At 68.4% G+C, this 15,233-nt stretch carries 16 protein-coding genes; 8 read left to right on the top strand and 8 right to left on the bottom strand.

Annotated features, from left to right (window positions below):
- Positions 1–25: 25 nt before the first annotated feature.
- Complete coding sequence (locus VAR608DRAFT_RS16410; RefSeq protein ID WP_088955019.1) at positions 26–1,900, bottom strand: non-ribosomal peptide synthetase; 1,875 nt, start codon at positions 1,898–1,900, stop codon at positions 26–28.
- A 273-nt stretch (positions 1,901–2,173) separates the two neighbouring features.
- Between VAR608DRAFT_RS16410 and VAR608DRAFT_RS16405 the strand changes: the two genes are divergently transcribed.
- A complete protein-coding gene (locus VAR608DRAFT_RS16405) occupies positions 2,174–2,665 on the top strand; it encodes a glycerate kinase (protein WP_088955018.1) in 492 nt (163 codons plus the stop codon).
- Positions 2,666–2,732: 67 nt separating this feature from the next.
- Here VAR608DRAFT_RS16405 and VAR608DRAFT_RS16400 read toward each other — a convergent pair whose 3' ends face one another.
- A complete protein-coding gene (locus tag VAR608DRAFT_RS16400; RefSeq protein WP_088955017.1) occupies positions 2,733–3,719 on the bottom strand; it encodes a recombination-associated protein RdgC in 987 nt (328 codons plus the stop codon).
- A 116-nt stretch (positions 3,720–3,835) separates the two neighbouring features.
- Between VAR608DRAFT_RS16400 and VAR608DRAFT_RS16395 the strand changes: the two genes are divergently transcribed.
- The 7 genes from VAR608DRAFT_RS16395 (at position 3,836) to VAR608DRAFT_RS37075 (ending at position 8,760) form a co-directional block, all read left to right on the top strand.
- Positions 3,836–4,774: a branched-chain amino acid transaminase gene (locus tag VAR608DRAFT_RS16395; protein WP_088955016.1), complete on the top strand. Its 939-nt coding sequence runs from the start codon at positions 3,836–3,838 to the stop codon at positions 4,772–4,774.
- 8 nt (positions 4,775–4,782) lie between these two features.
- Positions 4,783–4,995 carry a zinc-finger domain-containing protein gene (locus VAR608DRAFT_RS16390; RefSeq protein ID WP_088955015.1) on the top strand — a complete coding sequence of 71 codons (213 nt, stop codon included), beginning with the start codon at positions 4,783–4,785 and terminating at the stop codon, positions 4,993–4,995.
- Between the two features lie 5 nt (positions 4,996–5,000).
- Entirely contained in the window at positions 5,001–5,432 is a 432-nt protein-coding gene (locus tag VAR608DRAFT_RS16385; RefSeq protein ID WP_088955014.1) for a hypothetical protein, read from the top strand.
- 63 nt (positions 5,433–5,495) lie between these two features.
- The gene (locus VAR608DRAFT_RS16380; RefSeq protein ID WP_088955013.1) at positions 5,496–6,815 is read left to right on the top strand and encodes an IS1182 family transposase; all 1,320 of its coding nucleotides are present in this window, start codon (positions 5,496–5,498) and stop codon (positions 6,813–6,815) included.
- Positions 6,816–7,116: 301 nt separating this feature from the next.
- Positions 7,117–7,935, top strand: coding sequence for an IS110 family transposase (locus VAR608DRAFT_RS16375; protein ID WP_088955012.1), 819 nt, complete (start codon positions 7,117–7,119; stop codon positions 7,933–7,935).
- Positions 7,936–8,140: 205 nt separating this feature from the next.
- The gene (locus VAR608DRAFT_RS16370; RefSeq protein WP_088955011.1) at positions 8,141–8,650 is read left to right on the top strand and encodes a murein L,D-transpeptidase catalytic domain-containing protein; all 510 of its coding nucleotides are present in this window, start codon (positions 8,141–8,143) and stop codon (positions 8,648–8,650) included.
- Positions 8,608–8,760: a hypothetical protein gene (locus VAR608DRAFT_RS37075; protein ID WP_157731007.1), complete on the top strand. Its 153-nt coding sequence runs from the start codon at positions 8,608–8,610 to the stop codon at positions 8,758–8,760. Before VAR608DRAFT_RS16370 ends, VAR608DRAFT_RS37075 begins: the two co-directional genes overlap by 43 nt.
- Here the strand turns inward: VAR608DRAFT_RS37075 and VAR608DRAFT_RS16365 are convergent.
- The 6 genes from VAR608DRAFT_RS16365 to VAR608DRAFT_RS16340 form a co-directional block, all read right to left on the bottom strand.
- The gene (locus tag VAR608DRAFT_RS16365) at positions 8,751–9,992 is read right to left on the bottom strand and encodes an O-antigen ligase family protein (protein WP_088955010.1); all 1,242 of its coding nucleotides are present in this window, start codon (positions 9,990–9,992) and stop codon (positions 8,751–8,753) included. The two genes, VAR608DRAFT_RS37075 and VAR608DRAFT_RS16365, sit on opposite strands and share 10 nt — an antisense overlap.
- A 52-nt stretch (positions 9,993–10,044) precedes the next feature.
- Positions 10,045–11,253: an ATP-binding protein gene (locus VAR608DRAFT_RS16360; protein WP_088955009.1), complete on the bottom strand. Its 1,209-nt coding sequence runs from the start codon at positions 11,251–11,253 to the stop codon at positions 10,045–10,047.
- Between the two features lie 8 nt (positions 11,254–11,261).
- Positions 11,262–11,975, bottom strand: a complete 714-nt coding sequence (locus VAR608DRAFT_RS16355; protein ID WP_088958822.1) for a response regulator — start codon at positions 11,973–11,975, stop codon at positions 11,262–11,264.
- Positions 11,976–12,078: 103 nt separating this feature from the next.
- Positions 12,079–13,086: an NAD(P)/FAD-dependent oxidoreductase gene (locus tag VAR608DRAFT_RS16350; RefSeq protein WP_172843859.1), complete on the bottom strand. Its 1,008-nt coding sequence runs from the start codon at positions 13,084–13,086 to the stop codon at positions 12,079–12,081.
- Between the two features lie 7 nt (positions 13,087–13,093).
- On the bottom strand, positions 13,094–13,900 hold the full coding sequence (locus VAR608DRAFT_RS16345; RefSeq protein ID WP_088955008.1) for a beta-ketoacyl synthase chain length factor: 807 nt from the start codon (positions 13,898–13,900) through the stop codon (positions 13,094–13,096).
- A 61-nt stretch (positions 13,901–13,961) separates the two neighbouring features.
- A complete protein-coding gene (locus VAR608DRAFT_RS16340) occupies positions 13,962–15,173 on the bottom strand; it encodes a beta-ketoacyl-[acyl-carrier-protein] synthase family protein (protein ID WP_231973534.1) in 1,212 nt (403 codons plus the stop codon).
- Positions 15,174–15,233: the final 60 nt, after the last annotated feature.

Here is a 15,233-nt window from a genome sequence, read left to right as displayed (position 1 = left end):
ATTTCGTGGCAGCAGAGGGTGGTGGTCAGGTGTCGTGGTCGAGGAGGCGCTCGATGTCCTCGTCGGTGAGTCGGTCGATCTCGCTCTGCAGTGCATCGCCAAGCGCATCGGCGTCGTCGATGGCGGCCTGGAGCAGCGCGGCGAAGGCGCCGACCGTGGGCGCGGCCAGCACCGCCGAAGCGGACAGCTCGACGCCCCAGGTCTCGTTGACCACTTGCGCCAGGCGCGCCGCCGACAGGGAGTCGCCTCCCAGTGCAAGGAAGTTGTCGTCGGGACTGGCGACCGGTCGGCCCAGCAAGCCGGCGAAAAGGCTCGCGGTGCGCGCCTCGATGGCGGTGAAAGCGCGCACGCTGCCGCCGGGCGCGGGCGCGGGCGCGGCGCGCTCGATCTGCCGGTGCAGCTGGCGGCGCTGCAGCTTTCCGCCGCTGCCTGTGGGGATCTCGTTCAGGACGTGGATGCGCGCGGGGACCTTGAAGTCGGCAATGGTCCCGAAGAGCGCCGTGCGAAGGGCGTGCGGATCGGCGTCGCGGCCAGGCTCCAGCACCACGGCGGCGTGCACGTCCTCGCCCAGCGTCGGATGCGGCACCGGGTAGGCGGCCGCCTGGGCCACGGCGGGCAGGCGCAGCAGCGCCTGCTCGATTTCGAAGGGCGCGAATTTCTCGCCGCCGCGATTGATGATGTCGGCGTCGCGTCCGACGATGTGCAGGTAGCCATCGGCATCGAACCAGCCAAGGTCGCCCGTGACGAACCAGCCATCCTGGAAAGCCTCGGCGTTCGCCGCGGGCGCATCCTCATAGCCGCTGAACAGCACGGGTCCGCGCGCCACGATGCCGCCGACGCTCCCCGCCGGCTGCTCGGTTCCGCCGGCGTCGACGACGCGCAACGCGGCGCCCGCGGGCAAGCCGACCGATCCGGCCTTGCGCAGTCCGGGCGGAAGCGGGTTGCTCGCCATCTGGGTCGCGGACTCGGTCATGCCGTAGGACTCGATGACCGGTGCGCCCCAGAGGTCTTCCAGTCGCTGCATCAAATCGGGCGGCAACGCCGAGGAGGCCGAGCGGATGAAACGCAACTTGTGGGTCGACAGCGCGCCGTTGGCCTCAAGTGCCAGATCGGCGACCGCCCGGTGGATCGTGGGGGCCGCGGTGTACCAGGTGGGCGCGAACTCGGCGAGCCACGACAGGAAGGCAGGGCCGTCGAAGCCGGGCGTGCACACGACGGACGCCCCGGCCGTGAGCGGCGCAAGCAGCCCTCCCACCAGACCGTGGCTGTGGAAGAGCGGCATCAGGCACAGGCCGCGATCGTCCGGGGTCAGGCCGAGATGGCGCGCGATGTTGCACGCGGAAGCCAGCACCTGCCGATGGGTGAGCGGCACGCGCTTGGGCTTCCCGGTGGTGCCGGACGTGAAGAGAACGAAGGCCGTGTCATCCGGCGCGGGCCGGGCGCGCGTGTCGGTTTCGCTGGCAAGCGTTTCCGTGGGGCTGGGCAGCAACCGTTCGAGATCGAGCGCAAGGCTCGTGATTCCTTGCTGCCGCGCGAGCCGCGCCGCAAGCGGATCGTCCGGCCAGCTCAGCACGGCATCGGCGCGCGCCTCGGCCAGCAAGGCTGCCAGCTCGGATTCCGTCAATCCGGGATGCAGCGCAACCACCGTGGCATGGCAGCCAACGGCCAGCACGGCGATCGCCAGCGCCATGCCGCTCGGCAGGCAAACGGCGACGCGGGAACCGACGCCCAAGCCATTCGACGCCAGCCATGTGCCCGCACGCGAGACGACGCCCGACAGGTCGGCGTAGGTGAGAGTCGGATATCCGGTCGCGAGCAGGGCAGGCGCGGAAGGTCTCGCATGCGCATGACTCACCAGCCAATGGCGCAAGGTCATGCGATCGGCGTTCGTCGCGACCATGAAATTCCCTTGCGGAGGTTCGAGTGCAGCAGTCACGGTGACCCTGGCGCTTTGAAGAGGGGCGCTGATCGCATATCAAGCCATTCTGGGCACGCCGTTCCCAGTGGGCTTGTAGGAATGCGACTTAACTTGGAGACAGTTTGTTGCAGTTGATTCGAGACCCCCATATTGCAACAATCGCGCCGGCCATGTGCCAATCGTGAAGGAAGAGGCGAGGGCCGCGAGCCGCTGCGCTGGTGCGGGTGAGAATACCGACCTTAACTCGGCGCGACAATCGCGCCCATGAATTTCGGCAAAGTCCTGGTGCCCCTCGTCGGCATCGTTTTGATCGCGGGGGCCTGGCGCAGCTACGGGTGGGCCGGCGTGGCGCTCGCCGTGGGCGCGATGGTGATGTTCGTGCTCCTGAATCTCAACCGAGCGATCCAGGTGTTGAAGCGCGCGGCCGATCGCCCGATCGGCACCGTCGCGAGCGCGGTGATGCTCAATGCCAAGCTCAAGCCCAAGGCGAGCCTGCTGCACGTGGTGGCGCTCACGCGCGCGATCGGCGAACTGCGCTCGCCGAAGGACACGCAGCCCGAGGTCTTCCGCTGGACCGATGCCGGCGGCTCGTGGGTCGATGCGAGCTTCGTCAACGGCAAGCTGACCGAATGGAAGCTCGTGCGGCCCGAGCCCACGGAAGACGAGGCGGCCGCGATCGAGGCCGATGCGCCGGCGTCCGATGCGGTCAAGCCCGGCGCGACGGACGCGCTGCGTCCGCCGGTCTGAACGCCTGGCGCCGGCTAGGGGCCTGTTCACACTATTTCCGCGACCCGGGAAATAGTGTGGACAGGCCCTAAAACGGCGCGGATTCGTCGGCCAGCGCTTCTTCTTCGGCCTTGGCCGGTGCGGCCGGTGCCGGTGCGGCGGCGGGTGCGGCACCGAGCTGCATTTCACCGCCCAGCGCTGCGAGCAGCTCCGGCACCAGCTGGCCCAGCTCGCCGGTCGCGATCGCCGCGTCGGCATCGAAGTTGTCTTCCTTGCCCGAGCCCGGCGCCTCATCGAGCGTGCCTTCGAGGAACACGATCTTGCGCAGCTGCATGCCCTCGGTCAGTTCGAAGGAAACGCGGTCGTCCCAGGTCATCGCGAGCCGCGTCGGGCGCTTGCCGCTGGCGATGTGCTGGCGGATCTCGTCGATGTCCAGCGGGTGCTTGGCGTAGCGCACCACGGCCTTCGATTCGTCGCTGGCCTTGAGCTCGCATTCGCGGTCGATCGTGAAGCCGGCCGGCGGCTCCTGGCTCGAGAGCCACTCGGCCATCGCGGCGGCCGGCTCGACCTGCGTGTTGACGAGGCTGACCGCGAAGCCGTCGAGCCCCTTCACGAGACTTGTGACCACCTCGTCGGCGCGCTGCGCGTTGCTCGCGTTGACCACCAGCCGGTGCGTCTGCGGATCGATCCACACCGCCACGCGCGCATGGCGCGTGAAGGCCAGCGGCAGCAGCTCGTGGGTGATGTCTTCCTTGAGCTCCTTCTTTTCCTTCTTGCCGGGCTTGCGGCCGGTGGCGGCCTCGATCTGCGCGGCGCGTTCCTCGACCTTGCGGCGCACCACCGAGGCCGGCAGCGCCTTGCTCTCGATCATGAATTCGAGCAGCCACTGCCCACCCACCGATTCGACCAGGGGACCGTGCGCCTCGCCGCGGGGCTCGATCCAGCCGATGGACTTCTCCTGCGAGGGGCCGCAGGGGACGAAGCGCTGGGCGTCGAGGCCCTTCTCGACCTCTTCGAGCGGCTGCGACCACGTGGTCTCGATGCGGTAGACGATGACGTTCTTGAAAACGGACACGGGAACCCTTTACTCTGGCTGATTGGCAAAGCCGAGCATTGTCGTGCGGCGGAAACTGGCTCGGCCGTAAAATCGTCAGCTTTTGCGACATCCCCCTCCCGCGAAGGACAAAGAACATGAGCGCGCTGCCCCCCGCACTGGACGACCGTGACGGCAAGATCTGGATGGATGGCGATCTCGTGGACTGGCGCGACGCCAAGATCCACGTGCTGACCCATACGCTGCACTACGGCTGCGGCGTCTTCGAAGGCGTGCGCGCCTACAACACGGCAGGTGGCACCGCGATCTTCCGCCTGCAGGAGCACACCGAGCGCCTCTTCAACAGCGCCAAGATCCTGCGCATGAAGATCCCCTTCACGCCCGAGCAGGTCAACGAGGCGCAGAAGCAGGTGGTGCGCGTCAACAAGCTCGAGAGCTGCTACCTGCGCCCGCTGGTGTGGATCGGCTCCGAAAAGCTCGGCGTGAGCCCCAAGGGCAACACCATCCACGCGATGGTCGCCGCCTGGTCGTGGGGCGCCTACCTCGGCGAGGAAGGCCTCAGGCAGGGCATCCGCGTCAAGACCTCGAGCTACACGCGCCACCACGTCAACATCACGATGACGCAAGCCAAGGCGGTGAGCAACTACAGCAACTCGATCCTCGCCAACATGGAAGCGACGGAGGACGGCTATGACGAAGCCCTGCTGCTCGACTCGGCCGGCTTCGTCTCCGAAGGCGCGGGCGAGAACATCTTCGTGGTCAAGGGCGGCGTGGTCTACACGCCCGACCTGTCGGCCGGCGCGCTCAACGGCATCACGCGCAACACCGTCCTGCACATCTGCAAGGACCTCGGCATCGAGGTCGTGCAAAAGCGCATCACGCGCGACGAGGTCTACATCGCCGACGAGGCCTTCTTCACCGGCACCGCGGCCGAAGTCACGCCGATCCGCGAACTCGACCGCGTGCAGATCGGCATCGGCTCGCGCGGCCCGGTGACCGAGAAGATCCAGAATGCGTTCTTCGACATCGTGAACGGACGCAATCCCAAGTACGCCCACTGGCTAACCAAAGTCTGAAGAAGCCCATGTCGTCCCCCAAAGCCGTCATCGAACTGCTCGCCAAAGACCTGAACGACCAGGGCGGCGTGTTCTGCCCGAATCCGAAGGCGGACATGCAGCTCTGGAATGCACACCCCAAGGTCTACCTCGACGTCGCGCGCCTCGGCGAAGCCAAGTGCCCGTACTGCGGCACGGTCTACCGCCTCAAGGCGGGTGAAGTGGCCGGCAGCCACCACTGAAGTCCATGAGTCTCCTTCGCGTTGCGGGTGGAGGCTCCATCCGGGCACTTCCGCTCCTTGGCATCTTCAGGGTCCGGCGCCGTGCGCGGGCCCAGCCTGCGCGGGGCCTGTTCCTCGTCAACGTCAAGGTGGGGCGCGGCTCCAGCAACAAGCTGTCCTCCGGATTGGCGGGCGCGTATGTCTCGGCCTACGTGACCGCGGCGGACAAGGACGCCGCCCAGCGCCTCGCGATCACCAAACTCACCGCGAAGGGCTTCGAGTTCCTGGCGACGCAAGGCCCCGTCGCGCGCATCGAGCTCGACGCATGGCCGCTGCATGTCGCGCAGTCGTGGCCCGAGTTCATCGACGAACTTCCTCGGCAGCACGAGCTCGCCGCCGGCCTCGAAAAGGACATGGTGTTCTTCGGGCCGTTCGTGGGCTACGAACGGTCGGCCTAGGAGTGTGGGCGGCAGAAGGGTAGTCCCTGAGAACCATCGAGGCGCGAGGGACGTTGAGCGAACATGAGCTACCGCCCCTACGAACCCGAGCAAGAGATGTTGCTGCCGGCATCGCTGCAGGACTGGCTGCCCAAGGGGCATCTGGCGTACTTCATCGGCGACAGTGTCGATGCCTTGAACCTGAAGGCGTTTTACGCGCGCTACGACGGTGGCGGCTCGCGCAACCAGCCGTTTCACCCGGCGATGATGGTCAAGGTTCTGATTTACGGCTACGCCACTGGCGTGTTCAGCTCGCGCAAGATGGAGCGGCGGCTGCATGAGGATCTGGCCTTTCGGATGCTGGGCGCAGGCAATTTCCCCAAGCACCGCACGATCCGCGACTTCCGCGCGCTGCACCTCAAGGAGCTGAGCGATCTGTTCGTGCAGGTGGTCAAGCTGGCCCAGGAGATGGGGCTGGTCAAGCTGGGCACGGTGGCCATCGACGGCACCAAGATCAAGGCCAATGCCAGCCGCCACAAGGCGATGAGCTACGAGCGCATGCAGCAGGCCGAAATCGAACTCAAGGCGCAGATCAATGCGCTGCTGGAGCGGGCAAAGACGGCCGATGCGGCCGAAGCCGACGCGCCTGAAGTTGACATCCCTGCAGAGATAGAGCGGCGCGAGGACCGTCTGAAGGCCATCACCGAGGCGCGCCAGCGACTGGAGCAGCGACAGCGAGAAGCCGACATCGCGCGCGGGCGCAGCGACGACGACGACCGACGCCCGCGCGACGATGGCGGCAACCCCAAGGGCGGGCGCTACAAGCGCGAGTTCGGCGTGCCCGAGCCCAAGGCACAAGACAACTTCACTGACCCCGACAGCCGCATCATGAAGCGCGCCGGCGGCGGCTTCGACGCCAGCTACAACGCCCAGACGGCGGTGGACGGCGCAGCGCACATCATCGTGGCGGCCGAGTTGGGCAACAACGCCGCCGACGTGGGCCAACTCGTGCCGATGCTCCAGGCGGTGAAGGACAACACCGGCATGGTGCCCGAGCAGGCGCTGGCGGACGCGGGCTATCGCAGCGAGAGCAACTTCGAAGCCCTCGCCGACTCGCCAACCGATCTGGTCGTGGCCATGGGGCGGGAAGGCAAGCGCTGCGCCGAAATCGATGCAACGGCGATGCCGCGCACGGCAGCGATGGCCGCCAAGCTACAGACCGAGGAAGGCCAGACGGCGTACCGCAAGCGCAAGTGGATCGCTGAGCCGCCCAATGGCTGGATCAAGAGCGTGCTGGGGTTGCGCCAGTTCAGCCTGCGCGGCCTGCAGCGAGTGCAAGCCGAGTTCAAACTCGTGTGCCTGGCGCTGAATCTGCGGCGCATGGGCACCCTGAGCACGGCATAAGGGTAGCGAGATGCGCAGATCTGATCCGAACAGGTTGCGCCAGCGGGCGCGCACTGCACACATGAGGTCCATCGACGCGGCGTCGGCGCGCTTCGCCAAAAAATCGGACTCGCCAAGGTCGCTCTCGGTCGCGATCATCAGGGCGGCGGACTTCTGCCGCCCACACTCCTAGACAGAATGGCTTGAGCCGTTGAGGAGGCCCGTCTCCGGGACTACCGTGGGTTGCGCACCGTGGGGTGCGCCGAGCCACAAGGCTGTACCCCGAGGGGCGAACAGCCTGCAACGTGCAAGGAGACGGGCCATGAGTCAATCTACCACCACTGCGGCCACCGTTTACGTTGGCCTGGACGTCCACAAGGACAGCATCGACATCGCCCTGGCCGAGGCCGGCCGTGACGGCGAGGTGCGCCATCTGGGCGTGGTCGCCGGCGGCGTCGTTGCCGTCAGCAAGGCCCTGCGCCGCCTGGTCAGCCGGGGCCACTGCGCGCAGGTGGTCTACGAAGCGGGCCCCTGCGGCTTCGTGCTGCAGCGCCACCTCTGCGCGCTGGGCTACCACTGCGAGGTGGTGGCGCCCTCGTCGATCCCCAGGCGCTCGGGCGACCGGGTGAAGACCGACCGGCGCGATGCGTTGATGCTGGCGCGCCTGGCGCGCGCGGGTGAACTCAGCGCGGTGCGCGTGCCCGACGCGGTGGACGAGGCGCTGCGCGACCTGGTGCGAGCTCGCGAAGATGCCGTGCGCGAGCAGCGCAACGCGCGCCACCGGCTGAAGGCGTTGCTGTTGCGCAGCGGCGTGGTGTACGCGGGCAAGAGTGCCTGGACGGCGGCGCATCTACGCTGGCTGGCCGGCCTGGCGCTGCCGCACGCCGCGCAGCAGATCGCCTTCCAGGAGTACCTGCACGCGGTGAGCGAGTCGGGGTCGCAAACACCCGCTGAGGAAACGCCTATCGGACAACACCATCTGAGGCCGGATCGGGAACGCGGCGCAGCCACGGCCACAGGGGAATCCTCGAGGCCGCTATTGGCGCAGCCACGCAAGTGGCCAACCGCAGACCCTAGAAAGCAGGCAGCCCCGCGACGAACACATGAACTGTCGGTAGCCAATCCACGCATATCAGCATGATCAACCGTCGCTCACGCACCCGGCTCCGTCGCGCTCCCCATCCGGCATTCGCGAACGATTCTGCAATCCGGCACCCGGAGGGATCGGCTCGCCCTCTTGACAGGATCAAGCCATATCAGCGGCTGATTGACACCCTTTTTCGCCCGCCCAAGGATGGCGGCGTGGACTCGACGTGCCTTCCAGGGCTGGAAGGGGCTTGCGGCAGATGAAACGTCGCGCCGTGCTCCTCGCGCCGGCCGCTACCGCGCTCTCGATGCTCGCAGCTTGCGCGCAGAGACGGGTTCACGCCGAGGAAGAGCCGAAGTCGCTGATGGATGCCGCCGTGGCGCAGCTGCTCGCTCAGCCGTCGGAGCATCCTTTCGGCGCGGTGGTCGACTTCTCGCGGCATTCGGCGAAGCCGCGCTTCCATGTGGTCGAGCGCAGTTCCGGGCAGGTCGTCCAGAGCTTCATCGTGGCGCATGGCATCGGCTCGGCGGCGCCCGCGGACGACGGCTATGCGGAGGCGTTCTCCAACCTCGAGGGCAGCGAAGCCAGCAGCCTCGGGCTCTACCGCACCGGCGACACCTACGTGAGCGAGCAGCTCGAGCATGGGCTGTCGATGCGGCTGCATGGCCTGTCGCCAAGCAACAGCAACGCCTACAAGCGCCTCATCGTGGTCCACGCGCACTGTCCATGGAGCCGCGCAACGTCCGCGAGCGCGGCAGCGCGGGCCTGAGCGAAGGCTGCATGGTCTTCTCGTACAAGGACCGCGATGCCGTCGTCGACCTGCTCAAGGGCGGCGCGCTGATCTTCGCGGTGAAGGACTTCGCGCGCCTTCAGGTCTGAAGCCGGGCCGGCACGGCGGCATTGCGTTGCGGCACCAGAGCGCGCCATGAATCGCCCGGCGCCTGCGCGAGCCGCAGGTAGACCATCGACACCCACAGGATCGAGAGTCCGATCTGCGCATCGCGAAGCGCGGAGTTGAGGCTGGTGGCGACGAGGAGGATCAGCGTCGCGACGAAGGCATGGCGGCCGGCGACATCGTCGCGCCGCCAGGCCAGCCAGATCGCGGTGAGCACGATCGCCAGCAGGCAGAGCGAACCCGGAACGCCCGCCTGCGAGCCCATCCAGAGAAAGTCGTTGTGCGGCATGTTGTAGTCGGCGAGCAGCTTCGGCCCGCGCAGGTGCCACTGCTCGGTCCATCCGCCGATGCCCCAGCCGGCGAGGGGTCGGTCGATGATCATGCGCGCGGTGTCGCGGTACATGTAGTAGCGCACCACCCAGCTGCCTTCCGACACCGCGCCGCCCTGCGCGGCCTCGATTTCCTGCATGCCGAGTTCGAACTTCTGCTGCACCGTGGGCGAATTCCAGATGCCCGCTGCAACCACCGCGCCGCCGATCACGATCGCCACCGCGAGCAGCTCCAGTTGCCGGCGCCACTTGTGCACGCAAGCCGCAGCCGAGGCGATCAGCAGCGCGAGCAGCGAGGTGCGCGACGGCAGCGTGAGCGTGATGATCGCGATCACGGCCAGCACCAGCGCGAAGGCCGGCACCGCGCGCCACGGGCGGTGCTCCATGAGCGACTTGAGGGCGAACACGAACGCCGTCGCCGCCATGATGGTGAAGAGCAGGGCGTTGCTGATCGACTTGTTGCCGACCAGGACCAGCACGCCACGCCACGCCTCGAGCATCGGAAACCCGACCGTGTAATAGAGCGCGATCATCACCAGGTTCACCAGGCCGATGATCCAGAAGCCGCGCAGCGCCCAGAGGGCCTCCTCCTGCGTGAGCGCGAGCGCCATCAGCACCGTGGCCGCGATGCGCAGTCCGTGGACCAGGTTCGACCCGGTCTGCGGATAGTGCGGCTCCAAGCTCAGCACGACCAGTGTCCACGCCACGTAGGCGATGACCGGCCACCACATCGGATTGCCGCGCAGCCGCACGGCGCGCTCGCGCCAGCCGCCGGCCGCGAACAGCGCGATGAGGAGGAGGAAAGCCGCAACGTAGGTGACGCCGACGGGCATGAACACCGTGAGGCCCCAGAACATGGCAGCGGGGCGGACGATGTTCTTTCTCATGAAAGGATTATCTCGTGCTCACTTCGTGTCACCGCCGGCTCGCTTCAGCCAATCAATGCGGCAAGGTGATGACGAAACTTGCGCCGCCGCCGGGCCGGTCTTCGCAGCGGACGCTGCCGCCGTGGCGTTCGGTGATGGACTTGACCAGCGCGAGGCCGAGGCCGACGCCGCCGTTGCGTTCGCTGGCGCCGGGCAGGCGGTAGAAGGGCTCGAAGATGCGTTCGCGCAGCGCGGCAGGCACGCCCGGGCCGCGGTCGCTGACTCGGATCTCGGCCAGGTTGCCGCGGCTCGCCAGTTCGACGCTGGTTTCGCCGGCGCCGTAGCGGCGGGCGTTTTCGAGCAGGTTGCGGATCGCGCGGCGCAGCAGGCGCGGCACGCCGCGCACCGTGAGCGCGTCGCTGTGGGTGCCTTCGCTCAGTTCGAGGTCGGCGTCGACCCGCGCGCACTCTTCGGCGGCGAGGCCGGTGAGGTCGACCGACTCGACGGTGCCCATGTCGGCTTCCTTCGCATCGAGCCGGCTGGCCAGCAGGATCTCGTCGATCAGCTGGTCGAGCTCGGCGATGTTGCGCGAGATCTCCTCGCGCGCGGCCGCGCTGGGCCGTTCGCCGCCCATCAGTTCGAGGCCCATGCGGATGCGCGCGAGCGGCGAGCGCAGCTCGTGCGAGGCGTTGGCGAGCAGCGACTTGTGCGAGCGCACGAGCTGCTCGATGCGGGCGGCCGCCGAATTGAAGCGCTTCGACAGGTCCGCCACCTCGTCCTGCCCGTCTTCGGCGACGCGCATCGAGAGATCGCCTTCGCCCCAGCTCTGCACGCCGCGCTGCAATTCCTCGAGGCGCTTGGTAAGCCGCCGCACGATCGGGTAGACGCCCAGCGCGACGGCGACGCCGATCAGCGCCACCATCCATCCGAGCCCGAACGGTGTGCGCCACGGCGCGAGGCCCGGCCCGCCGGGGCCGCCTGGGCCACCCGGTCCGCCTTGGGGCCGGGGGGCGACGCGCAGCGTGACATTGCGCCCGTCACCCAGGTTGACATCGAACTCCAGGCCCTGGCCCGGCACGCGCAGGGCCGTGCCGCCGCCGATCACCTTGTCCTGATCGTCGAGAACCACCACGTTGCGCGGCACCGGGGCCAGCCGCTCGCGCTCGTACTCGGCGGCCTCGCGCACGATCCAGTTGGCCGTCAGCGTGAGGATGAAGACACCCGCCACGACCGCCAGCCAGATGCGGACGTAGAGATGGCGCCGGTAGAGGTTCAGCAGCATCGCCGCGCCTAGTCTTGCTGCTTGGCGAACACGTAGCCCACGCCGCGCACGGTGAGGATGCGCTTCGGGTTCTTGGCGTCGGCCTCGATCGCGGCGCGGATGCGGCCCATGTGCACGTCGATCGAGCGGTCGAAGGCTTCGAGCTCGCGGCCGCGCACGGCTTCCATGATCTGGTCGCGCGTGAGCACGCGGCCGGCGCGCTCGGCCATCGCCGTGAGCAGGTCGAACTGGTAGGAGGTGAGGTCCGCCGGCTCGCCGCCGACCGTGACGGTGCGCGCGTTGCGGTCGATTTCCAGCGAGCCGAAGCGCATCACCGACGGCGCGGCCGCATCGGCCTGGCTTTCGCCGCGGCGGCGCAGCACCGCGCGGATGCGGGCGAGCAGCTCGCGCGGCTCGAAGGGCTTGGGAAGGTAGTCGTCGGCGCCGATCTCCAGGCCGATGATGCGATCCATCGGATCGCCCTTGGCGGTGAGCATCAGCACCGACACCTTGGCCAGCCCGTTGGGCAGCGCGCGGATGCGGCGGCAGACCTCGAGGCCGTCGGTGTCCGGCAGCATCAGGTCGAGGATGACGAGATCGGGCGTGCGCTGCTGCAGCATCTCGAGGCCGGTCGCGCCGTCGGCGGCGTGGCTGAAGCCGAAACCCGACTGCGTCAGGTATTCGCCCACCATCTGCGCGAGGCGGGTGTCGTCTTCGATCATCAGGAGTTGGGGCGTGCTCATCGTTATTTCCCTCCGCGGGGCGGCATCTTGCAAGGTTCCTCGCCCGCCGCCAAGCGGGCTTGAACGCAGCGTAAAGTTGGGTAAACGTCTTTCGCCGGATATTTCAGGCCGGTGCGAAAAGCATCGGTTCGCGAGGGCTCTCGCCGGCCACCAATGTCGGCCGCTCGCCCTGTACGGCGCGCAGTCCGCCGCCATCGAGCGCGGGGTGATCGCGTGTCGCGCGGTCGAGGACCTCGGCGGCGAGCAGGTCGAGACGCCGCGTCGACTCCTTCAGCCGCTGCACGAAGGCGCGATCGTCGAGCCGGTCGGTGAGGCTGCGGTTCAGCTCGGCGAACCACGGCAGCGCGGCATGGTCGAGCAGCACCGGCGGATTGCGCCGCCGGCTCACCGCCGACCAGGCGCGCAGGAAGCCCTGCATCGCGAAGTTCAGGCGCTGGCAATGCAAGAGCTCGCTGCGCAGCCGGCCCAGCAGCGCCAGGTCGGTGAGACGCTGCTGGAAGAAGATCTGCGACAGCACGCCCCAGTAGTAGGTGTAGTCCCAGATCACCTTGACCGGCAGCTTGCGCTTGAGCATGCCGGCGCGGCCGCAGGCATCGACCAGCCAGCGCGCGTGCAGCGCGCGGTTCTCGCCGCCGCACGCGCATTCGATCAGATGCGGCGATCGCGCGTCGCCCGCCAGGTCGATGCGGCGCACCGTCGCGCCGTCGATGAACTGCACACCGCGGTGCGCGGCCTCCTCGGCGAGGTAGTTCTCGAAGATGCCGCGGTCGATCTGGTAGCTGGGCACGAAGAGGTAGCGGCTGGCGCCGATCTCGGTCACCGCATCGATGTCGCGCCGCCCTTCGCTGAAGAAGAAACGGAAGCCGAACTTGCGCAACTGCGCGCCCCGCATGTGCGGCCCGAGGCCGAGCACGGTGTCGAAATAGTGCGCGCCGATCTCCACCGACGATTCGCCCACCTTGTGCGCCGCATGCGGCACTGGATGGTTCCGGCGCTCCAGCGCCACCACGTCGATGTCGGCGAACGTCTGCTTGAGCTGCAGCGCGAGCGTGAGCCCGGCCAGCCCGCCGCCCATGATCACGACGTCGTGCCGGGCGGCGGTGGCGGTCATGGCGACCTCAGCAAGCTTGCAGTGCGAGTTGCAGCGAGAGCTTGTCGGACAGCGGCAGGCGCAGCGATTCGGCATCGCCGCGCGCCAGCGCTTCGAACACGGGCAGCGCATCGGCCATCGCGTTGTCGCCCAGGGCGCGTGCGGCATCGGTGCGCAGCGGCGTCGCGGCCGCGGATCCGCGCGCCAGCGACCAGTCGATCGAGGCCACGGCGCGCTCGCTGCGCTCCGGGGCGACGACCAGCGCGACCGCCAGCAGGCCACGGCTCCTCGTCACCGAGGCGAGCGCACCCACGGCCGGCATGTCGTAGCCCACGAGCAGCACCGGGCGCTCGTCGGCCGCGCACTGCGCCGCCGCTTCGAGCAGGGCGGATGCGAAGGTGCTTTCGTAGGCCGAGAGCGAATTGCTCGCGGCCATGCAGCCGGTGCCGATGGTCCAGTAGCCGACGGCCGCGTTGTGCACCGAGTTGTGGAACTTGATCGGCGACAGCAGCTTCGGGTTGGCCGCGAGCGTGCTGCACATGTAGTCGTTGATGCCGAGGTCGCCGTGCGCCGATGCGAACACGCACGGCAGGTCGGCCGCATTGCGGCCCGAGCCGGCGACCGCGGCCGCCGCGACTTCGAGCGACAGCGCGACGGTGTCGGGCGCGCGGCGGCGCTCGGCGGGGGCCAGCAGCTGCGGCGAGGGCCGCTTGGCCGGCGGATCGACGGGCTGCGCCTCGCCGCGGAAGACCGCGCGCGCGACCTCCCAGCCGGGTAGCGTGGGCGCCCAGAACGCCGGTCCTTCGATGTAGACGGTAGGAGTCTTTGCGCTCATTGGGATACCTCCGTGCTTCGCACTGCGGTGCGAGCCCCCTTCGGAACGGCCGGGCGGGCGCTCATGCCGAGGCTCCCTTGCCGAAGACCAGCGAGCAGTTGTTGCCGCCGAAGCCGAAGGAGTTGCTCAGGGCATAGCGCACCTCGCCGCGCGCCGGCTGCAGCTTGATCTGCGGGCCGCATTCGGCGTCGAGCGCGGTGGTATTGACGGTGCCGGGCTTGAGGCCGGTCTCGATCGCGAGCAGGCTGATCACCGCCTCGACGATGCCCGCCGCGCCCAGCGTGTGGCCGGTGAAGCCCTTGGTCGAGCTGGCGTGCGTGGTCGGCGGGAAGCGCCGCGCGACCAGCGCGCCTTCCACTTCGTCGTTCTTGGTGCTCGCGGTGCCGTGCATGTTGATGTAGTCGATGTCCCCGGGCTCGAGGCCGGCGCGCGCGAGCGCGTCGTCGAGCGCCCGTTCGGCGCCCAGCCCTTCGGGATGCGGGGTGGACATGTGGTGGGCGTCGCTGGCCTCGCCGTAGCCCAGCAGTTCGAGCGGGCCCGCGCCGCGCTCCAGCAGCGCGAAGCCCGCGGCTTCGCCGAGGCTGATGCCGTTGCGGGCCGCGTCGAACGGCCGGCACGGTTCGGGCGACACCAGTTCGAGCGAGTTGAAGCCGAAGAGCACGCTGCCGCACAGCGTGTCGACACCGCCGACCACGGCCGCGTCGACCAGCCCGAGGCGGATCAGCCGCTCGGCCGACGCGAACACCTTGCCGCTCGACGAGCAGGCGGTGGAGATCGTCTCGGCCGGTCCTTCGAGGCCGAGCGCTTCCTGCACGAACAGGGTCAGCGAATGCGGCGTGTGCACCTTGGGCCGGCGCTGGTGGGCCGGGAAGGCGCCGTCGTCGAGTTCGGTGTAGGCGGCTTCGGTCTCGCCGATGCTCGAGGTCGAGGTGCCGAGGATCAGCGCGATGCGCTCCGCGCCGTAGCGTTGGCGCGCCGCGGCGACCGCCTCGATGAAACCATCGGCCTGCAGCCCGAGCCAGGCGAGCCGGTTGTTGCGGCAATCCCAGCTTGCGAGCTCGTCGGGCAGCCGGAGTTCTTCGAGGCCCTCGACGCGCCCGATCCAGGTCGCAAGCGGCGTGGGGCCGAAATCATTGGCGCGAAGGCCGCTCTTCGATTGTTCGAGCGCCGCGAGAAGCGGGCCCTTGCCCACGCCGACCGACGACGTGGCGGTGAAGGCGCTGACTCGCAGGGGAGGGATGCGTGAAGGTGACACGATGAAAGAGGTGTGCAAATGCGCTTCGGCGCGAAAACTTTAAGCCTAACAGCTACCGGCAGCTACGGGCGATTCGCA

The sequence above is a fragment of the Variovorax sp. HW608 genome (assembly GCF_900090195.1).
Lineage (GTDB): Bacteria > Pseudomonadota > Gammaproteobacteria > Burkholderiales > Burkholderiaceae_C > Variovorax.
This window is presented reverse-complemented; position numbering and strand designations above follow the sequence as displayed.